Genomic DNA, 24,139 nt, shown 5'->3' with positions numbered 1-24,139 from the left:
GAATAATTTTAATTTTACTTATTGCTCTTGTAATAATTATCTAAATACTTTTGTTTTATACCAACTGCCTTTTTAACTCCCAATTGATCTAATTTAGTTAAGTAACTATTCCAATCCTTATCTATTCCACCTTTTAATATCCACTGTGCTTTCATTCTTTCTGCATAAGTCTTCATTGCTGTTTCAAGCTGTGTTATTTGACTTTGATCATTTTGATTCATGAAAACAATAGGATAATTATAAGTTGCCTTCATATATGGAACATATGTTGTCTCTAGTATGTTAAGTCTCCATGCTGCATCATCCGGTTTTGTAGTATATTTACCATAATAGTTATTTAATACTGCTAAAGGTCCACCTGTGCAAGTTTTTTGTCTTAATTCTACAGGTGCAGTACCGCTAAGTGGTAAGTGTTTTAAAGTCTTATTGCTTGTAAGTTCAAAAATATTTTGCTGAGTTTTATCTCCATAAGTACCCCAGTTATCCTGAACTGATTGAATTGGATCATAGCATCTATCTAACCATTTTGCTGTCAATTCAAGATTTTGATTTGCACTTGTAATTACGCATCTACCTCTGTCAAATCCAATACCATTTGTACGTGGTACATTTATTTGTCCATCTGGTCCTTTTAAAGGTGGTAATTGAACATAGTCATCACTACTTCCTGAAATATTTGCTTTATCCCATGTGAAATACAATCCATAGCGTTGAGCTTTACCTTTTGCTTCATAGGTATTCCAATCCTGAGTAAATGCTTCCTTATCTATTAATCCATCATTTTCAAGCTTATTCATCCACTTTATTCCATTCTTATAATCATCTTGTGTCATAGTATAAACAACTTTTTTATCCTCTGTAACCACGTAGTGATCATCATTATCACCCTTTCCAAAAGCTCCAAGTAGCATTGCTGGATCTTCACCACCATGATTTATCATGAATGACATTGGAATTACATTACCACCAAGCTTTGATGAATTATCTTTGAATGCAGTGAGTACTTTTTCTAACTCATCTGTAGTTGTTGGCATTTTTAACCCTAATTTATCTAACCATTTTTTATTTATCCAAGGTATATCATCCAAAGCTTGAATAGCATTCTTTCCTGTTCCAAGCTCTTCAATCCATGGAAACGAATAAATATGTCCATCCGGTGCAATTAACATTTTTTTATACTGAGGATTTTCTTTGAGAATCTTTTTAAGATTTGGCATATATTTATCTATTAATTTATCAACTGGAACTATAACTCCTTGCTTTGAATATCTTAACAGATCATAGTCTGAAAACTGCGCATCATATATTACATCTGGCAAATCTCCACTTGCTAGAAGTATATTTTTCTTATCTGAAAATTGATCATCAGTATAATTTGTCCAATTAATATGAACATTAGTAGCCTTTTCAAATCTCTGAAAAATCAACTTTTTATTTGGATTATTAGGTGCAAGTGCTGAACTATGTGTTAAAAATTTTAAGCTAACATTTTTCTTCAAAGGAAAACTTAGATTAGTTAAGCCATAAGACGGTGATGAATTTGATCCTTTTGCTTTTGAAGCTGTAGAATTCCCACTTCCTGAACATCCTGTTGCAAGCAAACTGATTGACATTAATACACTTACTAACAATTTAACTTTTTTCATTTTTATATCCCCCTCGATTTAATTTAAAATATTTTTATCCCTTTATAGATCCTACTAATACTCCTTTTTCAAAATATTTTTGAAAGAAAGGATACATTAATATTAAAGGCAAACTTGAAATAACAATACTGGAATACTTAATCATCTGAGCTATTTCTTGTAATTTAGCTGTATCCGCAGCATTAGCCGCCATATTAGTACTAGGTTGATTTTGAACTAATATAGATCTTAAAACAATCTGTAACGGCTGCAAATTAGCACTTTTCAAATAAATCATGGCATCAAAGTAAGAATTCCACTGTGCCACAAACTGATATAAAACTAAAACTGCAATTATAGGTTTACACAACGGCAATAATATTTTAAAGAAATACTGAGTATCATTTGCACCATCAACTGTCGCTGCCTCCCTTAATTCCTTTGGAATACCTTGAAAATATGTTCTGGCTAATATAATATTCCAGACATTAATTGCTCCTGGTAGTATAATTGCCCATGGGGTATCCAGCATATTTAAATTTTTTACTAATAAGTATGTTGGTATAAGTCCACCATTAAAAAACATCGTAATAACAAATATTGTCATAAAAAACCCTTTACCTACAAAATTCTTTCTTGACAGTGGATAAGCAGCAAATAATGTTATCACAACTGAAACAAATGAAAATGAGGCTGAATAAAATATTGAGTTTCTAAAACCTATTAACATTTCTGGATCTTTAAATACACGTCTGTAACCTTCCAAAGTCCAGTCCTTCGAATTAAGTGTAAGTCCTTTGCTTAACAAAGTGCTCGGCTGCGTAAAGGAAGCACAAATAACATATATTAATGGAATCAATACACAAAGCACTAGAACTACAAGCAATATATTATTTAAAACCAATATAATTTTATCGGTTCTTGATAAATTCTTGTCCATTTTTTTCCTCCTGTATTTTATATAATTACAATCCTTGACCTTCATTTAACTTTTTTACTATTTGGTTTACGGATACGAGTAATATTAAATTGATTACAGAATTAAAGAGTCCTATTGCCGTTGAATATCCATAATCTCCCATTTGCAAACCTATTTTATAAACATATGTTGGTAAAATCTCAGAGGTTGGAATATTCATAGAGGTTTGCATTAAATATGCCTTTTCAAAACCAATACTCATAATGTTTCCCGCAGCTAAAATAAACTGTATGACAGTTATAGGTTTTATAGTTGGGAAATCTACATGTCTAATTTGCTGAAAAATATTTGCTCCATCTATAATAGCTGCATCAAGTAAATCTTGTCCTACATTAGACAGTGCTGCAAGATATACTACAGATGCCCAACCTGCGCCTTGCCAAATACCACTTATAATATAAATTGATCTAAACCATCCAGGTTCACTCATGAAGTCTATACCTTTTCCACCAAATAAAGTTACAATCTTATTGATAGGTCCTACTGGTGATAAAAAAATAAAAAGCATGCCAACAATAACAACAACAGAAATAAAGTTTGGTGCATATAAAACAAGTTGTATTTTTTTCTTTAATCCAACACTTTTAACCCTATGAATCATAAGTGCTAAAATAATTGGAACCGGGAACCCAAATATAAGACCATAAACACTTAGTTTTAATGTATTCAATAATAAATTCATAAAATCAGGTGTACTTGCAAATTTTCTAAAGTTTTCAAGTCCAATCCATGGGCTACCCATTATACCTTTTAAGGCATTGAAATCCTTAAATGCTATTATTGAACCGTACATCGGGATATATTTGAATACGACAGTAAGTATTAGAGCTGGCAGTATAAAAAGGTACAATTGATAATTTTCTCTTATGTACTTTAATTTTTTAGTTCCTGTTTTATACTTAATCAAAATTATATATACCTCCTTTAAATTTAATCTTAAAACGCGTAAACAACCCCTCCTCAGTTAACATTAGCTGCAATAAACATTTGCAACATTTTTGATTTCCTTGTATGTAATTGTAGCAAAATATAATTCAAATGTCAACGTTTTTCTTTTTGCATTTGTTTGTTTTTTTATTTTCATTTGAAACTATTTAGTCTTTACATTTGTTTACTAGCAAGTAGTGGTATAATGTCAGTATAGGTAAAAGCCATGACTTGTACCTATTTACAAGCTTAAATAAAAAAGCACTAAATATTTAATTTTGTATTGTATTTTAGGGAATCTTATTGTACATTAACATATAGTATGGTTTACATTTTTAAATAAAATGTACAAACTTTAATAAGGAGGAATAAATATTGCACAATTTCAACCTAGAAAAAATCAAACTATATATAAGCAAGAATACAGCTAAAATGATTAGCCTTATTTAATTAAAGCTTTGTAAATAAAACAAATATAATGTAGACCTTTACTTTTAAATCTATTATAATTATTTTACGTTATATTATTGAAACAAAATTGACCATGTGTAAATATACATCTAATTGTTGAATATATAAATAATGCAAAGGAGATACATATATATGAATAAAGAAAAAGTCACTATACAAGATATTGCTAATTCATTAAATCTTTCTAGAAACACAGTATCCAAAGCCTTAAATAGGAATGATAGTATACCTGAATCAACAAGAAATAGAGTTATAAAAAAAGCTGTTGAATTAAAATATAAGCATTTTGCTTTTATAAATAACGAAAGCCTGCCAACAAAAAAAACTGGCAATATAGCTCTCTTAACATCAAGTATGCCTGATAGCTCACACTTTGGCTCTAAATTAATAAACGGTCTAGAAAAAAAAATAAGCTCAGAAGGTTATAACTTATCTATTCATATCATAAGGCAAGCTGAAATTGATGCCTTATTCTTCCAAATAACTTTGAATTAAAGAATGTTGATGGAATAGTATGTATTGAATTATTTAATAAAGCTTATACAAAACTAATAAATAATCTAGAAATTCCTACAATCTTCATAGATTGTACCGCTGACATATTTTATCCGGACCTTAACACAGATATCCTCCTAATGGAAAATGAACACAGCACTTATTCATTAACAAAAAAATTAATAAATAGTGGACATACAGAAATAGGATTTGTTGGTGACTATAAGCATTGCAAAAGTTTTAATGAAAGATGGATAGGATTTAATAGAGCATTAATAGAGTCCAATTTAAAACTTGACTTATCCTTTTGTATAACTGAAGATAATAAATTTCCATATGTAAGCCCAAACTGGATAAACAGTCAGCTAGATGCTATTGATAAACTTCCTTCAGCATTTATATGCGCAAATGACTTTGTTGCAATTGCTTTAATAAAAGCTTTAAAGAGCAAAAATATAAAGATTCCTGAAGATATTCTTATAACTGGTTTTGATGATTCTCCTGAATCTCGTATCATTGATCCTCATTTAACAACAGTTCATATATACAGCAATGAAATGGGAGCTATTGCTGCAGATTTAATTTTATCAAGACTTAGGAATCCATCTAAACCTGTTCAAATAACTCATGTAAAAACCAAACTTATATTTAGGGAATCTACAGGTAATATTATTTGATTTAATAAATCTTTTCACAAAAATCAAAGATCCTATGTAAGGTTCATAAATATAATAAATTATATTTATACCTTACATAGATCCGTTTACACCTTCCTTCTTAAAAATTGAAGATTTTTAAGGTTTATTTGTCATACCTTAAAATAGTTTTATACCATCAATAAAGCACCAGCAAAAGCTGGTGCTAATAATTAAAACTTTTTGGGACATTTTCAAAAATGCTTGACATAAAATTTTCACAAATTCCTACTAGTCAATACAAAATTGAACAAATTCTTTTCCTGCTTCTTTGACAAAATAATCAACATCGTAGCTTTTTACTCGCTCAGAATTTGTTATTACAACAGGAGTAGTTATTGATGCATTCTTTTCTAAAAGCTCTCTATCAAAGCTTAATATTTTATCTCCTGCCTTTACACTATCTCCAACTTTTACATACAATGCAAAGCCTTTTCCCTCTAATTTTGCACTATCAAGTCCAATATGGATAAGTACTTTTATCCCATCTTCATTTTCTACTGCAATGGCGTGATTTGTTTTATATATTAAAACAATCTTACCATCAATTGGTGAAACAACATTGCCATCAGACGGCTCTATAGCTGCCCCTTCACCCATTATCTTTTTATTAAACAAATAATCATTTACATCTGACAAAGGAAGAACTTTACCGTTAATAGGAAGAACCATTTTTATTGTCTTGCTCATAATATCACCCCTGAATTATTAATTTAATTTATTTATAAAATCTTCTATTCTATCTAAACCTTCAATTATGTTATCCATAGAAGTTGCATATGAAAGTCTTATATAACTATCCTTTCCAAAGCCTGCACCAGGAATAGCTGCTACATTATTTTCCTCTAAAAGCTTGCTGCAAAAGTCAAAAGAACTATTTACTACTAAACCATTTATTTTCTTTCCAAAAAGTTTCACTTATATTTATCATCACATAAAAAGCACCTTTAGGATTACTTCCACAGTGTATTCCTTTAATACTTTCTATCTTATTAACCATGTATTCTCTTCTCTTCTTAAATTCACCCACCATATGCTTTAAAGCATCTTGGCTGCCATTTAAAGCTTCTACACTGGCATATTGTGATATAGAATTAACATTTGCAGTTGTATGGCTTTGAATATTCGACATAAGCTTTATTATTTTTTCATTTCCTGAAGCAGCATATCCTACTCTCCATCCAGTCATAGCATAAGATTTAGACATTCCATTTATAACAACTGTTCTTTTAAAAGCATCTTCACTAAGACTTGCAATGCTTACATGCTTTTCACCATCATAAATGAGTTTTTCATATATTTCATCTGATATGATAATTAAATCTTTTTCTTTAGCAAATTCAGCAATTTTAGTGAGCTCTTCTTTAGTATAAACAGCTCCAGTTGGATTGTTAGGACTGTTTATAATTATTGCTTTTGTTTTATTAGTATATACCTTTTTAATGTCTTCAACAGTAAATTTAAAATTATTTTCTTCGTTAGTTTCTATAATTACAGAAACTCCATCATTTAATTTTACAAGTTCAGGATATGTAACCCAATATGGTGATGCAATTATAACCTCATCAAGTGGATTAAGTATTGCTGTAAATACATTTGCTAAGCACTGCTTTGCACCTGTGGAAACAATAATTTGTGATATCTCGTAATTTAAATTATTGTCTCTCTTAAACTTACTTTTTATTGCTTCTTTAAGCTCTTTTATTCCAGAAGAAGCTGTATATTTTGTATACCCCTCATTCATGGCTGAAACAGCTGCATTAATAATGTTTTGAGGTGTATTAAAGTCAGGTTCACCTGCTCCAAAACCAATTACATTTACACCCTGCTCTTTTAATTCCTTAGCCTTTGCTGTTATTGCCAAAGTTATAGATGGTGCTATAGCTTCCGCCTTTTTCGATAAAACCATTTTGTATTTCCTCCAAACTTATAGAAATATAACCCTTTAACTAGTTACTAAGTTATAATCTATTGATCTAAAATATTACAGTTTCATACTATTTCAATATATAATCAATTATAGCTGCTGTAAATCCACTGTAATTATAATTTAAAATAGATTACTATTATTACTACCAAAAACCAGCAAACAATGTTAACTAAAAATGGCATATCTTTAGTAAAGATATCCTCTGGTTTACCACCGATATTTGCCTTTTCCATTAAATATTCATATCTAAATATACCATACAATACAAAAGGGATAGTTATCATCATACTCCTATTTTGTATAGAACTAAAAGTATACAAACAATAAGCCATTAAAATTGATGGAGTGACAATTGTGAGCATTTTATCAATTAATTCTACTGAATATTCTTCTAAAATTTTTCGTGTCTTAGTACGATTTTCCTTCATCGATATAATTTCACTTTTTCTTTTATTTAAGGCAATAAATAGAGCAAGCAATATAGTACATAGTATTATCCATGGAGACAATTCAACACTTGTTGCTATACCACCACTTGCAAGTCTCATAACAAATCCAGCTGTTATTATCATCACATCTATAATACTACGTTTTTTAAAATAAAAGAATAAAATATATTCATAACTACATACATCATTAATAAAATTAATATCTTTATATTAACTATACTCGTAAAAGTAATTATAAAAATAAGTAGTATTACATCTAAGATTATACCTTGACCTTTTGACACCTTTCCACTAGCTATTGGTCTGTATTTTTTTATAGGATGTTTTCTATCCTTGTCTGCATCTACTATGTCATTAAACACATACACACTAGAAGAGGTTAAGCAAAACATTGCAAATACAAATAAATTCATTAAAACTAGTCTTGCGTTCAAAAAATTTCCTGAAAATATAATAGCACCGAATACAAATAGATTCTTAGTCCACTGCTTTGGTCTCATAAGTAGTAATAAAGCTTTAAGATTTAATTTTTTCATAACATTCCTCCATACAATAATTTATCATACTTTGGTAATAAATAAAAGAGACTTCAAATAAATTTAAAGTCTCTCTGTAAAAATCTTTACTATCTTGGCTGAACTATTAATTTTATTGCAGTTCTTTCTTCACCATCTATTTCAATATCTGTAAAAGCTGGAATACAAACTAAATCTATACCGCTTGGTGCTACAAATCCCCTTGCTATGGCTATAGCTTTTACTGCCTGATTAATTGCTCCAGCACCTATTGCCTGAATTTCGGCAGCTCCCCTTTCTCTTAAAACTCCTGCTAAAGCACCTGCTACTGAATTTGGACTTGATTTTGCTGAAACTTTTAATACTTCCATAATAACCCTCCTACGTTGATAAAATTGTAAATAATTATTTAATAACATAGGTATATAATTCTACATATTTTAAATAATTCCTTCTAAAACCAAAAAAAAATTATTTGGAATATAAAAATTCCCTTCAAATATTTTTGAAAGGAATTTATTTTCTAACATACATTTTTTATTTTGCATAATCAACTGCTCGGGTTTCTCTTATTACATTTATTTTAATTTGACCAGGATATTCTAATTGATCTTCTATATTTTTAACAATATTCCTTGCCATTTCTACTGAACCCGCATCGTCTACTACATCTGGTTTAACCATAATTCTGATTTCTCTTCCAGCCTGAATGGCATATGACTTTTCTACGCCTTCATAAGAATTAGCTATTTCTTCTAATTTTTCTAATCGCTTTATATATGCTTCCAGTGTTTCTCTTCTTGCACCTGGTCTTGCTGCTGATATAGCATCTGCAGCCTGAACCAAAATTGCCTCTAGTGCTTGAGGTTCAACATCACCATGATGAGCTGCTATAGCATTTACAATCAAAGAAGATTCATGATATTTTTTTGCAACTTCTGCACCAATTAATGCATGTGGTCCTTCAACTTCATGATCTACAGCTTTACCTATATCATGAAGCAATCCAGCTCTTTTAGCAAATGTAGGGTCTATTCCCAATTCAGATGCCATAAAACCTGCTAAATAAGAAACTTCTATAGAATGCTTTAAAACGTTTTGACCATAACTGGTCCTATATTTTAATCTTCCTAAAAGTCTAATCAGTTCACTATGTAGACCATGAACTCCTGTTTCAAATGTAGCTTGCTCTCCCTCTTCCTTAATATTATTTTCAACTTCTTTTTTGGCTTTTTCAACCATTTCTTCAATTCTAGCTGGATGAATTCTTCCATCTAATATTAATTTTTCAAGGGCTATTTTGGCTACTTCTCTTCTTATAGGATCAAACCCAGATAAAATAACTGCCTCAGGAGTATCATCAATTATCAAATCAACTCCAGTTAAAGTTTCGAGAGCTCTTATATTTCTGCCTTCTCTACCTATTATTCTACCTTTCATTTCATCATTAGGAAGCGCTACAACATAAACAGTAGACTCAGCTACATGATCTGCTGCACATCTTTGTATAGCATAAGTAATAATTTCTCTTGCTTTTTATCAGCCTCTTCTTTTGCTTTTTGCTCAACATCTTTAATCATAACTGCGGTTTCATGCTTTATTTCTTTTCTTGTTTCTTCTAAAAGCATTTGCTTAGCTTCTTCAGAAGTAAATCCTGAAAGCTTTTCAAGCTCTTTTCTTTGAGTTACATATAATTCTTCAATACTGCTTTCCTTCTCTTTAATTGAGGATTCACGCTGATTGAGAACATCTTCTTTCTTTTCTAACACTTCACTTTTTTTGTCTAAACTTTCTTCTCTTTGAATATTTCTTCTTTCTAATCTTTGAATTTCATTTCTTCTTTCTCTTGTTTCCTTGTCAAGATCTGCTCTGAGTTTATGAACTTCCTCTTTTGCTTCCAGAATTGCTTCTTTCTTAGAAGATTCAGCTTCTTTTAAAGCATCCTCTTTTATTCTTTTAGCTTCTTCCTCTGCCTTTGAAAGTTTTGCCCAGGCATACTTCTTTCTAAAATATAGTTCTATTGCCACTAATACAAGTATTATAACAATGGCAATTAAAAATTTATAAATATAATTATTATTCATTGCCTCAAAACACCTCCTTTGCTTATTTTGTCACATTATTTGAAGTACATGAAAGCTATGAAAAGGTGTCATATTTATTCAATTGGCAATCATTTGAATATGCTAAACCAGTATTTGTATATAATTTATTGTATATTAAATTAACTATTATGTCAAGTTAAAGATATTTACTTTCATTTTAATATTGAATAAAAATTATAAATCTATTATGGTACTTTTAACAAAATTCCACTAAAAAATAGAACCACTTAAATTTTAATTTGTAAGTAGGCTCTATTTTCTATAATAATTTTATATAAAGCTATTTCTTTTCATCTTCAGTAGCAGCCGTTTCTTTCTTATCAGAAAGTTTTTCTTTGCTTTGCCCATATAAAGGCAATTCATATTTTTCTCTTATTTTATTTTCAATTTCTAATCTTATATCAGGATTTTCCTTAAAAAATTGCTTTGCATTTTCTCTTCCTTGACCTAATCTCAATTCTCCATAAGAGAACCAAGCTCCACTTTTTTGAATTATATCCTCTTTCACACCAACATCTACTACATTTCCCTCATTTGATATACCTTCATTATACATTATATCAAACTCAGCTTGCTTAAATGGCGGAGCCACCTTATTTTTAACTACCTTTATCCTTGCTCTGTTACCTACTATACTTTCCCCTTGCTTTATTGAGTCTATTCTTCTTATATCAAGTCTTACAGAAGCGTAAAATTTAAGTGCTCTACCTCCAGGAGTAGTTTCCGGATTTCCAAACATTACTCCAACTTTTTCTCTAAGTTGGTTAATAAAAATAGCAACACACTTTGTTTTATCTATGGAACCTGCAAGTTTTCTAAGTGCTTGAGACATAAGCCTTGCTTGAAGTCCCACATGTGAATCTCCCATTTCTCCTTCTATTTCTGCTTTTGGAACAAGTGCCGCAACAGAATCTATTACAATTACATCAATAGCACCAGACCTTACTAATGCTTCAGCTATTTCAAGTGCCTGTTCACCTGTATCAGGTTGAGATACAATTAAATTTTCTATATCAACCCCTAACCTCTTTGCATATTGAGGATCAAGAGCATGTTCAGCATCAATAAACGCAGCTGCGCCACCTTTTTTTTTGAGCTTCAGCTACAATATGTAGTGCTACTGTAGTTTTACCTGAAGACTCAGGTCCAAATATTTCAACGACCCTTCCTCTAGGAACGCCTCCTATTCCAAGGGCAATATCTAAGGATAAGCATCCAGTTGATATTGAATCAACGTTAAGGGTACTATGTTCTCCTAATTTCATTATTGAACCTTTTCCAAACTGCTTTTCTATTTGACTCATAGCCGTATCTATAGCTTTTAATTTATCATTATCCATATTACTCCCCTAAGGGCTCACCAACCTCTCTATATCGAACATTTGTTCTTACACATAATATTATATAATAAAATGAACTTAAGGTCAATAATTTTTAATAATCCATCTATAATTATTTTTTACATTTTTTTGAATTTTAAACAATTTATTTATCATTCATAAAAACTTCTTTATTTTTAACAAAAATTTCGATTCCTGATACTATTGTGGCTATAACAGCTATAAACATAGTTATTTTAGTTCCATAGTAAAAAAATTTAACTATGTCTTTATTATGTATACCAAGTATATTTAAATTATCTACAATGTGTGCAAACATCATATTTTTTCTTATATTTATGTATAAAAGTGCAAAAATAACAGCTACAATTTGGCATACAGTTTTAATTTTTCCCCACCAATTAGCTGCTATTACCATTCCCTCAGCTGCTGCTACACTTCTAAGTCCAGTTACAGCAAATTCTCTTGCGATTATTACTATTGCTACAAATGCATGTATAACATGAAATTCAACTAAAGTTATAAGTGCTGCAGAAACAAGTAATTTATCTGCAAGCGGATCCATTATTTTTCCAAATCTTGTTATTTGATTTCTGCTTCTAGCTATATAGCCATCAAGTTTATCAGTAATTGCAGCTAAAATAAATATAACAGTAGCTATAGTTTTACCAAACGGAATTCCTTTAGGTACTATAAAAACCAAAAATACAGGAACTAAAAAGATTCTAAGTAAAGTTAACTTATTTGCAAGATTCATAACATACAACTCCTATTAAATCATATTCTAAACTTCCAGTAATTTTTACATCAACAAATTCTCCATCTCTTATCACTTTATCGCACTTAAAAAATACTTGCCCATCAATATCTGGAGCCATTTCGTAATTTCTTCCATACCAATATTCCCCATTAAACCCCTCAACTAAAACCTTATATATTTTTCCTATCTTTTGCAAATTTATTTTTTGGATATACCTTGTTGAATTAGCATTATATCTTCTTGTCTTTTTTCCTTTATTTCCTCATTGATTTGCATTGGCATTTCAGCCGCCTTAGTTCCTTCTTCTCTAGAATATTTAAAAACTCCAAGCTTATCAAATCCAGTTTTACTTACAAATTTACAGAGTTCATTAAAATTCTCCTCAGTTTCTCCCGGAAAACCAACTATTAAAGATGTTCTTAATGCAATTCCATTGACTTTTTTCTTTATAAGTGTAATCTTTTCAATAATTTCTTCTTTTCTTGTCTTTCTACACATCTTTTTTTAATATATCATCACTTATATGTTGAATTGGCATATCAATATATTTACATACCTTAGGATTAGAAGCTATTTCATCTATAAGCTCATCAGTAATTTCTTCCGGGTAACAATACATAATTCTAATCCACTCTACACCATTAATTAAAGATATTTTATTTATTAATTCATGGATTAGCTTTTTCCCATATAGGTCAACTCCATATCTTGAGGTATCTTGAGCTATAAGTATTAATTCCTTTGTCCCATTTTGCACTAAATTTTCAGCCTCTTCAATAATGTCCTCAATCCTTCTGCTTCTATATTTTCCTCTTATTTTAGGTATTATACAGTATGAACAAAAATTGTTACAACCTTCTGCAATTCTAAGATATGCTGAATAAGTAGATGTTGTTATAATTCTCTTACCTTCATTAATATTTACATCACTATAATTGCAATATATTTCCTTTTCACCGTTCTTAAAAAAATCTGTTATTATTTCATCTAATTTATTATAACTATTTACACCTAATATACCATCAATTTCAGGCATAAGTTCCATTAATTCTTTACCATATCTTTGAGTAAGGCATCCAGTTGCTATAAGCATCTTACATTTATAATTTTTCTTATATGTACTCATTTCTAGTATAGTATTTATAGATTCCTGCTTTGATGATTCAATAAAACCACAGGTATTTACAAGAATTATATCTGCTTCTTTTGGATCATTTACAATCTCATAATTGTCTTTTGCATTTCCGAGTATTATTTCACTATCTACTCTATTTTTATCACATCCTAAACTAACCACTCCAAATTTCAATTTACCCATTATGCTTCCTCCCAGTGCATCTATTTAAACAAATACATGTTATATTTTATTACTTTAAAAGAAATTAAACAAGTAAATTTTGTCTTATTCAAGAATTGTTAATACATATTAACTACAATTTACTGTGCGGCTTCAATTTCTTCTTTAGTTATAAGTATATTTCTTGGCTTACTTCCATCCCTTTGAGATATATATCCTTTCTCTTCCATTTGCTCTATTATCCTCGCAGCTCTGTTATATCCAATTCTCAATTTTCTTTGGATAAGTGATGTTGATGCCTGATTATTCTCAAGCACTACTTTCAAGGCTTCATTTAAAAGCTCATCATCATTAGAATTAGAATTTTCTACAGTATTATTTATTTCCTCCATTATCTCTTCTTTATACTCAGATTTTCCTACCTGGTTTTTAATAAACCCAACAATTCTTTCAACTTCTTCTTCGGATATGAACGCTCCTTGTATTCTAAGTGGCTTTGATTCTCCTACTGGATTAAAAAGCATATCTCCCTTTCCAAGAAGTTTTTCTGCACCACCTACATCAAGTATAGTACGCGAGTCAATTTGACTTGAAACTGCAAAAGATATTCTTGAAGGTATATTTGCCTTTATAACTCCAGTAATTACATCTACAGATGGTCTTTGAGTAGCAATTACAAGATGCATTCCAGCAGCTCTTGCCATTTGCGCAAGTCTCCCTATGTAATCTTCAACATCATTAGGGCAAACCATCATAAGATCTGCTAATTCATCAATTATTATAACAATCCATGGCATTTTGCTTTCTCCAGTTTTACGGCAAAGTTCGTTATATCCTTCTACGTTTCTAACGTTATTATCTGCAAACATCTTATATCTTCTTGTCATTTCATTAACAGCCCAATTTAAAGCCCCTGCTGCTTTCTTTGGATTTGTAACAACTGGTATCAAAAGATGAGGAATGCCATTATATATATTTAACTCTACAACCTTTGGATCTATCATTAAAAGTTTAACATCAGCTGGAGGATATTTATACAATAAACTAATTATTAAAGTATTTATGCACACACTTTTTCCGGAACCAGTTGCACCAGCTATAAGAAGATGTGGCATTTTAGTTAAATCTGTAACTACGCAATTTCCACCAATATCCTTACCAAGTGCAAATGCCAAATTAGACTTAGCATTCAAAAATGCATCTGATTCAATTACTTCACTTAAAAAGACAGATGTGAGTTCTTTATTAGGAACTTCTATTCCTATAGCAGCCTTTCCAGGTATCGGAGCTTCAATTCTAACTCCTGCTGAAGCCAAGTTAAGTGCTATATCATCAGCTAAATTAACTATTTTACTTACCTTTACTCCAGCGCTTGGTTGGAGTTCATACCTTGTTACCGAAGGTCCTCTTGATACTTGTATGACTTTTGCATCCACACCAAAACTATTCAAAGTATCTGTAAGTTTTTCTGCGCTTGACAACAGTTCTTTTTTATCACTTTTATTTAGTTTAACCATTTCATTTTGATTAAGCAAGCTTAAAGGTGGGCATTCATAATCAATTTCTAATTCTGAATTTGAATTTTGCTCTATTTCACTTTCTAACTCCTTGCTTATGTTTTCATTATCAGATTTGCTTAAAGAATCATTTATTTTAATATCATCATTATGTTGTCCACTTTTTCCATCAGTTAAATTACCATCATTTTTAAGAAAATCTACTATCTTAATTTTATCAGATATCTTTTGGGTTAATGGTTTTTCATAATTACTATTTTCCTCAATTTTATTATCATCAAAGCTATTTTCTTCTTTAATTACAGGAGCTGTTTTAGTTCTTTTATGAATTCTTTTTGCTATTATATCCCCTAAGGATTTTTGAGAAATTAAAAGAAATGCAACTAAATACAATGATATAAATATTACAACACATCCATTACCAAATAACTTATAAATGGGTATATCAATTAAATACGATACTACTCCACCATGTATTATATCATCGCTTATGTATATCCTTTTTATTCCTTCTGAAATACTATTATTTATAAAATATTGATCTAAAACATTCATTTGTATAATCATCAATGTGTTTATAAACATTAAAATAATTCCATAAAATCTTTTACTAAAATTAATTTTTCCCCTTTTTATTATGTAACATATTCCAATAAATATTAAAAATATAGGAAGCACATATGCTCCAAGTCCAATTATCGTAAAAAGAAGTTTTCTCATTCCAATTCCTATTATTCCTGTAAAGCTTGTAAAAAACATACTGAGTGAAGAAAATACTCCAAATCCCAAAATTGCAATTCCTGCTATATCACTATTTAAAGTAGTTTCAGAAGATTTTTCATATGATTTTTTTCTGTTTCTCTTTCTAGACAACTGTATCACCCCCACTGATTTATTTTCTACAAAAAAATATTATAATCCTTTTTAAATGATAAAGTATCTATTAATATTAATTAACCATAGGCTTCCCTATGGCTTTTTAATTTCAATAAGTTCATTTAATTTTTTTATTGATTCTTTTATTCCTCCAACTTCATCAATAAGTCCACAATCAACTGCTTGCTTTCCAATTAGTATTGTGCCCATATCATTTAATAAATCATTAGTTTTAGTCATCATTTCTTTTAAATTTTCTTTATTAATTTTAGAAGTTCTCACTATAAATTCAGTTATTCTTTCTTGCATTTTATTAAAGTATTCAAAAGTTTGAGGTACCCCAAGCACAAGTCCATTCATTCTTATAGGATGTATTATCATTGTGGCACTTGGGGAAATAAATGAATAATTAGCCGATGTTGCGAGTGGAACTCCTATCGAATGCCCTCCTCCTATCACAAGCGATACCGTTGGTTTACTTAAACTATTTATCATTTCCGATATAGCAAGCCCTGCCTCTACATCTCCTCCAACGGTATTAAGCACAATTAGAACTCCTTCTACTTTTGCGTTGTTTTCCATGGATATAAGTTCTGGTATAATGTGTTCATATTTTGTAGTTTTAGTTTGCGATGGTAATACTCCATGCCCTTCAATTTGGCCTATTATTTGTATAAATTGTATTCGCTGGTCAGCCTCAGGAACACTTTGTAACCCTAATTCCTTTATCTCATCATTATTTTCATTTTTTTCTTCTTCCATTAATTATCCCTCCTGCACATATAATAATATTGTGTGCAGAAAATATAAAATAATACTAAATATTTTATTTATTACATAAATTAAATTCATTATGAAGTGCATTTACAGCCTTTTCTTTTTCAGATGATTTTATAAGACACCAAATTGTAGTATGGGAATCCGCTGTTTGCAAGACTTCTATATCTTCTTTTGTCAAAGCTTTTAATATTTTTGCCATTACTCCAGGAACACCGCAAATCTTATTTCCAATAATTGAAATTTTACTACAGTTCTTTGTAATAGAATAAATTATTTTAAATTTATCCATTATATATTGAAATTTAATTAAACTGCTTTCATTGATAGTAAATACGCTCTCTCTTGGAAATAAATTTATTAAATCTATACTTATACCATTTAATGCAAGTATATTTAAAATATCACCATAATTAGTGCTACTTTTATTATCTTTAAGTTTAATTTCCACTTGAATTCTACCACTTAAGCAAGTTATTCCTGTTATTAATTCTTTACCCTCAATTTCTCCAATATCATTTATCAAAGTGCCTTTGCAATCGCTAAGCGTATTTTTTACTACAAGCGGTACATTGCCATTCATAGCAATTTCAACTGCTCTAGGATGAATAACCTTAGCTCCCTGCTGTGCAAATTCAAACAATTCATTATAGCTTATCTTTTCTATTAGAGAAGCACCTCTAACAATCCTTGGGTCAGCTGTCATTATTCCATCTACATCAGTATATATCTCTATTTTTTCTGCTCTAACTGCACATCCAACAATAGAAGCTGTAACATCGCTTCCACCTCTGCCTAAAGTAGTAAAGAAGCCCTTTTCGCTTTTTCCTTGAAAACCAGCTATAACAGGAACTTTCCCACTTTTAACTGTTTCCATAAGACAATAAGGATCTACAGTTTTAACAGAAGCATTATTATAGTTATCATCAGTTATAATTCCAGCCTGCCCTCCTGTAAACGGGACTGCTTTAATTCCATTTTCATTAAGTTCGCTGCTAACTACTACAGCACTTATAAGTTCACCACAGCACATTAAAAGATCTACTGCCAATTTATTATTACTTTTAAATTCTTCATTTACAAGAGAGAGAAGGGTATCTGTTGCATATGGCTCTCCTTTTCTCCCCATAGCCGAAACTATTACTATAGGAGAATAGCCTTTCTTTTGAGCATCTAAAACTTTATTTACAACACATTTTCTTCTTTCGTGATTGGATACGGATGTTCCTCCAAATTTTTGTACTATGAGTTTCATAATAATCCCCCAAATCACAAACGATTTTTTTTAATGATGGAATTATCAACATCAATAATTACAGTTCTTGCTCCTATTTTCTTTACATATTGCCATGGTACTTCAAAAAAATCACTTTTGCTAAACAATGAGAAACCAGATTTGTTATCTCCTAGAATTAGAGATCTCATATTTCCATTATCATCAATTATTATATCATTATTTTCTATCGATGAATATTTTTCTCCGTCGTTGATATTAATGATTTCATATTTTTCTATTTCACTATAAAATTTTATATTATCATCCATAACAAATTACTCCTTTAAATAAAAATTTTTATTTATTAAATATATTTATAAAAGTAATAATTTATTACAATGAATAATAGATTATAAAATAAAAAGCTTTTACGCCCTTCTATCAAAATTAATCTTTTTGTTCTTTTTCTTGTTCCTTAATAGCATCTTTTCTTGATAAATTTATTCTGCCTTGATTATCTATATCAGTAACTTTTACTAATATCTCATCTCCAACAGAAACAATGTCTTCTACCTTTTCAACTCTTGAAACATCAAGCTTAGAAATATGAACAAGACCTTCTTTTCCAGGCAATATTTCAACAAACGCTCCAAAATTGGTTATCTTTACTACTTTTCCTAAATATACTTCTCCAATTTTAACATCCTTTGTTAGATCATCAATCATTTTTAAAGCTTTTGATGCGGATGGTCCATCAGTTGATAGAACAAAAACTTTTCCATCTTCTTTAATATCTATTTTAACTCCAGTTTCATCTATTATCTTGTTTATTGTCTTTCCACCAGTTCCAATTAAAGTTCTTATTTTTTCTGGAGCTATATTTATAGTATATGCTCTAGGTGCATAAGGTGACAATTCTTCTTTAGGCTTATCAATGCAATCTTTAATCTTATCAAGAATAAACAATCTTGCTTTTCTTGCTCCATTAATTGCATCACGTATACAATTTTCAGAAAGTCCATGAATTTTAGTATCTACCTGTATAGATGTAATTCCTTTTTCAGTACCTGCAACTTTAAAATCCATATCTCCAAAGAAATCTTCTAGACCTTGTATATCTGTAAGCACAGTTTCCTTACTTAAATCTTCACTTGTTATGAGCCCCATAGCAATTCCCGCAGCTGGTCTTTTTATTGGAACACCTGCATCAAGAAGGGCTAAAGTACTTCCACAAACACTAGCTTGTGATGTTGAACCATTAGAACTAAGAACCTCGGAAACAAGCCTTATTGTATAAGGGAATTCCTCTTCAGATGGTATTAAAGGTTCCAATGCTTTTTCTGCAAGAGCTCCATGACCTATTTCTCTTCTTCCTGGTCCTCTAAGTGGTTTAACTTCTCCAGTTGAATAAGCAGGGAAATTATAGTGATGCATATATCTCTTTGACCCTTCTGTTCCAAGTCCATCTAAAACCTGAACGTCTCCAAGAGAGCCTAAAGTTGCAACAGTCATTACTTGTGTTAATCCTCTTGTAAACAAACCAGTACCATGAGTTCTTGGAAGTAAACCAACTTCACAACTTATAGGTCTAATTTGATCAAAAGTTCTTCCATCTGGCCTCCTATGTTCATTTAAAAGCATATTTCTAACTATTTTTTTCTGAATACTATAAATTATTTCGTCAATATCCGCACCATCATCAGGATATTTTTCAGCAAATTCATCAGAAATTTTAGTTTTGACTTCTTTAAGCTTTGCATTTCTCTCTTCTCTATCAGTTATGTACATAGTTTCTTTTAACATATCAAAAGCAAACTGTGTAACATCCTTTTCTATTTCTTCTTTAGGATGATAAAGTTCTGGAATATCTTTTTCTTTGCCAAATTCTTTCATTGCTTCTTCTTGAAATTCTACTATTGTTTGACAAGCGTCGAATCCAAATTTAATAGCACTTATCATAGTTTCTTCTGGTATTTCATCTCCACCAGCTTCTATCATCATTACTCTCTCTTTTGTGGCACATACTGTTAGATTCAAGATACTTTTATTTCTTTGTTCCTCAGTAGGGTTAAGAATAAATTTATCATCTATAAGTCCTACAGAAACAGTTCCAACAGGTGTTGTGAAAGGAATACTTGAAAGGCATAGAGCCATTGACGCTCCATTCATTGCGAGTATATCTGGTGCATTATCCTGCTCAACAGACATTATTGTACATATTATTTGAACATCATTTCTATATCCCTTTGGGAATAATGGTCTAAGCGGTCTATCTATAGCTCTTGCATGAAGTATAGATTTTTCAGAAGGTTTTCCCTCTCTTTTTATAAACCCACCTGGTATTTTTCCAACAGAATATAATCTTTCTTCATATTCTACACTTAATGGGAAAAAGTCTATACCTTCACGAGGTTTTTCTGAAGCATTGACATTCACCATAACAACAGTATCACCATAGCTCATAAATATAGCACAATTAGAAAGCATTCCCGTTTTGCCGTATTCAACCTTAAGCTTTCTGCCACCAACCATAGTTTCTAATACATGTGACATACACATACCTCCTTAAAAAGTATAAAATAATTTATTTCGTAAAATAATAGAGCGGTTATGTACCGCTCCCCGACTTTATTATTTTCTTAAGCCTAAATTTTTAATTATTTCACGATATCTTTCAATATCTACAGATTCAAGATAATTTAAAAGACCTCTTCTTCTACCAACCATCATCAAAAGACCTCTTCTTGAATGGTGATCTTTTTTATGAGATTGTAAATGATCATTTAAATGATTAATTCTTTCTGTAAGTAATGCAATCTGTACTTCTGGAGAACCAGTATCTCCTTCTTTTCTTGCATATTTTGTAATTATTTCTTGTTTTCTTGCTTTATCCATTAATAAAACACCTCCATTAATTATCCCCTTATTCCAAGAATATCGTCGGTGATTCAGTACTCTTAGCATAAGGTTTCCACGTGTAATTATAACAAAGAAACTTGAAAATGTAAATTAAAAATTCTATTTTTTACTAAAATTATTTTTTAAATCTTTTGATTTCGCAAAATTTTTATCTTTTTCAAGTTGATTCCTTAATTCCTCTAAATTATTAAATTTAACTTCATCTCTTATTTTTTCAATAAAATTAACTTTTATACTTTTTTCATATATATTTTCATTAAAATTTAACATATAACTTTCTATTGAAAAGTCACTATTTCTTACTGTAGGGGCATATCCAATATCAGTTATAGCTTTATATTTTTTGTTATTATATTCTACAATCGTGTAATAAACACCAACTGCTGGAACCACAAAGTTATTATCATATTTTAAATTAGCTGTAGGAAATCCCAAGGTTCTTCCAACTTCTCGTCCATGTATAACTGTTCCTTTAAGGGAATATGGTCTTAAAAGCATCTCATTTGCCTTTATAATTTCACCATTAGTTATATATTTTCTTATGGAAGTACTGCTTACAATTTCTCCATTCACTTTAATAGGCTCTACAATATAAAAGTTCAAAACCATATTTTTCGCTTAATTTTTTAAGAAGATTTACATCTCCTTGATTTTTATATCCAAATTTATGATTAAAACCTGTTATTATTCCTTTAATATTGTAAGATTTAAGCATATTTACTACATAATCTTCAGGAAGCATTTTCATTACATCATTAAAATTACATAAATTAAGTATATCAAGCCCATAATCCTCAAGAATTTGTATTTTTGTTTCATTATCCATAATGATCTTAGGCGCAATATCTTTATTAATAGTGTTGAGAGGATGTTCTTTAAAAGTATTAACCATGCTCTTAATATTATTTTTTCTGCTTAATTCTATTGCTTTATCTATTAAACTTAAATGACCTTTATGAAGTCCATCAAAACTTCCTATAGTTACATAAGTTTTATATTCCAATTTAACTTTAAAACTGTCATTTAAAACTATCATAAAATCATTTCTCCTAAGTTAATAATTTTAAAATTTTAAAACCATTATGAGTCAAAGATGCCAGACCAAGTATCTCATCTTTTTTATTGTATACACTATAAACTTTATCAGCGTCAATATTAGTTAAGGCTCTCCTATCTTTAATTGCTACACCATTTATAAGCAGCTTTTCAAATTTTTCATCAAATTTTACCGAGGGGTATTTGTAAAGGCATTTATCTATAGGAATAATTTTTTGACCAAAGTTTTCTTTTGTTAAATCTTCTAATTTAACACTGTCATCTATATTAAAAATCCCTGAAGCGCATCTCTCCAGTTCATACATTACAGCCCCACAGCCAAGTTTTTGTCCTATATCAAAACACAAACTTCTTATATATGTCCCTTTTGAGCATCTTGCTGTAAAAGTTACAAAAGGGATATCAATATCTTGTATAGTAATATCATAAATATTGATTTTTCTTGCTTCCCTTTCAACCTCTACTCCTGCTCTTGCAAGTTCATAAAGCCTTTTTCCATTAACCTTTAAAGCAGAATACATTGGTGGAACTTGCATTATTTCTCCTTTAAAACTCATAATAGCATGAGTAACCTCATTCGAATCAAATTCAACCTTGGATTCACTAATTATTTTTCCCTCTTTATCATAAGTATCAGTTACTTCTCCAAGCTTCATTTTAACCTTATATATTTTTTCTCCTTGCATTATGTAGTCTACAAGTTTTGTAGCCTTACCAATACATATAGGTAGAACTCCTGAAGCTAGTGGATCAAGAGTACCTGTATGCCCTACCTTCTTCTCACCTGAAATTTTTTTTACTTTACTAACAGCATCAAAAGAAGTTATACCTAGTGGTTTATATAAGTTTATTATGCCATTCATTATATCAACTCTTTTTCAATTTCACTTACTATAATTTCTTCCGCTTCTTCAATACTTTTTTCCATAACTAATCCAGCTGCCTTTGTATGCCCACCACCATTAAATTTCTCTGCTATTTTTCTTACATCAACATTAGATTTTGATCTTAAACTTAATTTAACCACATCATCTTTTTCTTTTAAAAGCACACAAACCTCTGCTGTATTTACTTTTAGTCCTATTGAAACTAAATCTCCAGTATCAGCTTCATCTACTTCTGACTCATCTATCATAGCCTTCGTCACTTTCATTATGCATAATCTTTTATTACAAGTTAAATACATATTATTTAGCACAAGTCCTTGCAGTTTTAATGCTTCAAACTTTTTATTATCAAATATAATTCTATGTATTTCACTAAAATCAATACCTGTACTTATCAAATCACCGGCAATTAAATGAGTAGTTCTAGTAGTATTAGAATGCCTAAAAGACCCTGTATCAGTTAATATTGATGTATACAGACAAGCAGCTATTTCTTGATTTATGCAAACATTCATCTCCTTCAAAATATGATACACTATTTCTCCAACTGAAGAAGCACTTGTATCTACATAATTAAGATTTCCGAATGATTTATTTGTAAGATGGTGATCTACATTTATAACAAAATAATCCCTATTTTTAAAACTTTTATCATCTTTTTCATAGTTTAATCTCTCTACATCACCACAATCTAATGTGATTAGTAAATCAATATCATCTGAAATAACAGCATTCTCTCCTGTTATTTCAGATGAATTAGGCAAAAATGAAAAAACATCTGGAAGTTTTTCTTTGCACAATATAGAAACATCTTTTTTTATTAATCTAAGTCCACATAAGAGTCCAAGACTAGCACCAATAGAATCTCCATCTGGAGATACGTGAAAAGTAATAGCAATTTTTTTACTAGATTTAATTTTGTCTATTATTTCATTTACTATCATTTTCCCTATTCTCCTTTATTTTTTCTAAGAGAGCATCTATATGCATTCCATACTGTATTGATGTATCAAGTTCAAATATTATCTCAGGTGTATACCTCAATTTAACACTTTGCCCTAACTGTCTTCTTATGAATGAAGCGCTATTTTTAAGTATGGACATAGTTTCTTTTTGCTTGCTTTCATCTCCAAGAACCGTTATATATACCTTAGCATATCTTAAATCCTTAGTTACATCAACTTTTGTAACACTTACCATAGCTGTAAATCTGGGATCTCTTATGTCATTCTGTATTGTACTACTTATAGCTTTTTTGACTTCCTCATTAATCCTTCCACTTCTATACTTAGCCATACGAATC

Annotated in this window: 17 protein-coding genes and 6 pseudogenes; 2 read left to right on the top strand and 21 right to left on the bottom strand. The window is 30.1% G+C overall.

Features of this window, described 5'->3' with window-relative positions; all coding sequences use genetic code 11:
- Positions 1-14 precede the first annotated feature (14 nt).
- The 3 genes from AGR56_RS08580 to AGR56_RS08570 are packed head-to-tail and all read right to left on the bottom strand — an operon-like array spanning position 15 to position 3,511.
- Positions 15-1,646, bottom strand: coding sequence for an extracellular solute-binding protein (locus AGR56_RS08580; protein ID WP_053241908.1), 1,632 nt, complete (start codon positions 1,644-1,646; stop codon positions 15-17).
- Positions 1,647-1,680: 34 nt separating this feature from the next.
- Positions 1,681-2,565, bottom strand: a complete 885-nt coding sequence (locus tag AGR56_RS08575) for a carbohydrate ABC transporter permease (protein WP_053241907.1) — start codon at positions 2,563-2,565, stop codon at positions 1,681-1,683.
- A 25-nt stretch (positions 2,566-2,590) separates the two neighbouring features.
- Entirely contained in the window at positions 2,591-3,511 is a 921-nt protein-coding gene (locus AGR56_RS08570) for an ABC transporter permease subunit (protein WP_231016796.1), read from the bottom strand.
- Between the two features lie 623 nt (positions 3,512-4,134).
- Here AGR56_RS08570 and AGR56_RS21680 point away from each other — a divergent pair.
- Together AGR56_RS21680 and AGR56_RS21675 are read left to right on the top strand one after the other, a co-directional pair.
- The gene (locus AGR56_RS21680) at positions 4,135-4,497 is read left to right on the top strand and encodes a LacI family DNA-binding transcriptional regulator (protein ID WP_242851378.1); all 363 of its coding nucleotides are present in this window, start codon (positions 4,135-4,137) and stop codon (positions 4,495-4,497) included.
- Positions 4,473-5,174: a substrate-binding domain-containing protein gene (locus AGR56_RS21675; RefSeq protein WP_347460524.1), complete on the top strand. Its 702-nt coding sequence runs from the start codon at positions 4,473-4,475 to the stop codon at positions 5,172-5,174. Before AGR56_RS21680 ends, AGR56_RS21675 begins: the two co-directional genes overlap by 25 nt.
- A gap of 249 nt (positions 5,175-5,423) precedes the next feature.
- Here AGR56_RS21675 and AGR56_RS08560 read toward each other — a convergent pair whose 3' ends face one another.
- The 18 genes and pseudogenes from AGR56_RS08560 to rbfA form a co-directional block, all read right to left on the bottom strand.
- Entirely contained in the window at positions 5,424-5,882 is a 459-nt protein-coding gene (locus AGR56_RS08560) for a PTS glucose transporter subunit IIA (protein ID WP_053241905.1), read from the bottom strand.
- 18 nt (positions 5,883-5,900) lie between these two features.
- Positions 5,901-7,101 (bottom strand): annotated as a pseudogene (locus AGR56_RS08555) (pyridoxal phosphate-dependent aminotransferase).
- Between the two features lie 134 nt (positions 7,102-7,235).
- Positions 7,236-8,107: pseudogene (locus AGR56_RS08550) on the bottom strand (decaprenyl-phosphate phosphoribosyltransferase).
- 89 nt (positions 8,108-8,196) lie between these two features.
- Positions 8,197-8,457, bottom strand: coding sequence for a stage V sporulation protein S (locus tag AGR56_RS08545; RefSeq protein ID WP_053241904.1), 261 nt, complete (start codon positions 8,455-8,457; stop codon positions 8,197-8,199).
- 166 nt (positions 8,458-8,623) lie between these two features.
- Positions 8,624-10,170: pseudogene (rny, locus tag AGR56_RS08540) on the bottom strand (ribonuclease Y).
- Positions 10,171-10,471: 301 nt separating this feature from the next.
- Positions 10,472-11,531, bottom strand: a pseudogene (gene recA, locus AGR56_RS08535) (recombinase RecA).
- A gap of 145 nt (positions 11,532-11,676) precedes the next feature.
- Entirely contained in the window at positions 11,677-12,288 is a 612-nt protein-coding gene (gene pgsA / locus AGR56_RS08530; protein ID WP_053241903.1) for a CDP-diacylglycerol--glycerol-3-phosphate 3-phosphatidyltransferase, read from the bottom strand.
- Positions 12,272-13,609: pseudogene (gene rimO / locus AGR56_RS08525) on the bottom strand (30S ribosomal protein S12 methylthiotransferase RimO). Before rimO ends, pgsA begins: the two are co-directional and overlap by 17 nt.
- Positions 13,610-13,728: 119 nt before the next feature.
- A complete protein-coding gene (locus tag AGR56_RS08520) occupies positions 13,729-15,978 on the bottom strand; it encodes a DNA translocase FtsK (protein WP_053241902.1) in 2,250 nt (749 codons plus the stop codon).
- A gap of 96 nt (positions 15,979-16,074) precedes the next feature.
- Positions 16,075-16,743, bottom strand: coding sequence for an ATP-dependent Clp protease proteolytic subunit (locus tag AGR56_RS08515; protein WP_053241901.1), 669 nt, complete (start codon positions 16,741-16,743; stop codon positions 16,075-16,077).
- A 64-nt stretch (positions 16,744-16,807) separates the two neighbouring features.
- On the bottom strand, positions 16,808-18,013 hold the full coding sequence (gene dapG, locus AGR56_RS08510; protein ID WP_053241900.1) for an aspartate kinase: 1,206 nt from the start codon (positions 18,011-18,013) through the stop codon (positions 16,808-16,810).
- A gap of 14 nt (positions 18,014-18,027) precedes the next feature.
- Positions 18,028-18,303: a YlmC/YmxH family sporulation protein gene (locus AGR56_RS08505; RefSeq protein WP_053241899.1), complete on the bottom strand. Its 276-nt coding sequence runs from the start codon at positions 18,301-18,303 to the stop codon at positions 18,028-18,030.
- 118 nt (positions 18,304-18,421) lie between these two features.
- Complete coding sequence (locus AGR56_RS08500; protein ID WP_053241898.1) at positions 18,422-20,527, bottom strand: polyribonucleotide nucleotidyltransferase; 2,106 nt, start codon at positions 20,525-20,527, stop codon at positions 18,422-18,424.
- Between the two features lie 78 nt (positions 20,528-20,605).
- A complete protein-coding gene (rpsO, locus tag AGR56_RS08495) occupies positions 20,606-20,869 on the bottom strand; it encodes a 30S ribosomal protein S15 (protein WP_053241897.1) in 264 nt (87 codons plus the stop codon).
- A gap of 123 nt (positions 20,870-20,992) precedes the next feature.
- Positions 20,993-21,929: pseudogene (locus tag AGR56_RS08490) on the bottom strand (bifunctional riboflavin kinase/FAD synthetase).
- A gap of 13 nt (positions 21,930-21,942) precedes the next feature.
- Positions 21,943-22,812, bottom strand: a complete 870-nt coding sequence (gene truB, locus AGR56_RS08485) for a tRNA pseudouridine(55) synthase TruB (RefSeq protein ID WP_053241896.1) — start codon at positions 22,810-22,812, stop codon at positions 21,943-21,945.
- A complete protein-coding gene (locus AGR56_RS08480; RefSeq protein WP_053241895.1) occupies positions 22,812-23,780 on the bottom strand; it encodes a bifunctional oligoribonuclease/PAP phosphatase NrnA in 969 nt (322 codons plus the stop codon). The genes truB and AGR56_RS08480 overlap by 1 nt, the downstream gene beginning before the upstream one ends.
- Complete coding sequence (gene rbfA, locus AGR56_RS08475) at positions 23,767-24,132, bottom strand: 30S ribosome-binding factor RbfA (protein WP_053241894.1); 366 nt, start codon at positions 24,130-24,132, stop codon at positions 23,767-23,769. The genes AGR56_RS08480 and rbfA overlap by 14 nt, the downstream gene beginning before the upstream one ends.
- Positions 24,133-24,139: the final 7 nt, after the last annotated feature.

The sequence above is a fragment of the Clostridium sp. DMHC 10 genome (assembly GCF_001270375.1).
Lineage (GTDB): Bacteria > Bacillota > Clostridia > Clostridiales > Clostridiaceae > Clostridium_S > Clostridium_S guangxiense.
This window is presented reverse-complemented; position numbering and strand designations above follow the sequence as displayed.

Excerpts from the sequence above, each read along its gene's own strand:
- rpsO (WP_053241897.1), bottom strand. The coding sequence starts at position 20,869 with ATGGATAAAGCAAGAAAACAAGAAATAATTACAAAATATGCAAGAAAA.
- AGR56_RS08545 (WP_053241904.1), bottom strand. The coding sequence starts at position 8,457 with ATGGAAGTATTAAAAGTTTCAGCAAAATCAAGTCCAAATTCAGTAGCA.
- AGR56_RS08505 (WP_053241899.1), bottom strand. The coding sequence starts at position 18,303 with ATGGATGATAATATAAAATTTTATAGTGAAATAGAAAAATATGAAATC.
- AGR56_RS08575 (WP_053241907.1), bottom strand. The coding sequence starts at position 2,565 with ATGGACAAGAATTTATCAAGAACCGATAAAATTATATTGGTTTTAAAT.
- rbfA (WP_053241894.1), bottom strand. The coding sequence starts at position 24,132 with ATGGCTAAGTATAGAAGTGGAAGGATTAATGAGGAAGTCAAAAAAGCT.
- pgsA (WP_053241903.1), bottom strand. The coding sequence starts at position 12,288 with ATGAATCTTGCAAATAAGTTAACTTTACTTAGAATCTTTTTAGTTCCT.
- dapG (WP_053241900.1), bottom strand. The coding sequence starts at position 18,013 with ATGAAACTCATAGTACAAAAATTTGGAGGAACATCCGTATCCAATCAC.
- AGR56_RS08480 (WP_053241895.1), bottom strand. The coding sequence starts at position 23,780 with ATGATAGTAAATGAAATAATAGACAAAATTAAATCTAGTAAAAAAATT.
- AGR56_RS08560 (WP_053241905.1), bottom strand. The coding sequence starts at position 5,882 with ATGAGCAAGACAATAAAAATGGTTCTTCCTATTAACGGTAAAGTTCTT.
- AGR56_RS08500 (WP_053241898.1), bottom strand. The coding sequence starts at position 20,527 with ATGTCACATGTATTAGAAACTATGGTTGGTGGCAGAAAGCTTAAGGTT.
- AGR56_RS08580 (WP_053241908.1), bottom strand. The coding sequence starts at position 1,646 with ATGAAAAAAGTTAAATTGTTAGTAAGTGTATTAATGTCAATCAGTTTG.
- AGR56_RS21680 (WP_242851378.1), top strand. The coding sequence starts at position 4,135 with ATGAATAAAGAAAAAGTCACTATACAAGATATTGCTAATTCATTAAAT.
- truB (WP_053241896.1), bottom strand. The coding sequence starts at position 22,812 with ATGAATGGCATAATAAACTTATATAAACCACTAGGTATAACTTCTTTT.
- AGR56_RS08515 (WP_053241901.1), bottom strand. The coding sequence starts at position 16,743 with ATGGAAGAAGAAAAAAATGAAAATAATGATGAGATAAAGGAATTAGGG.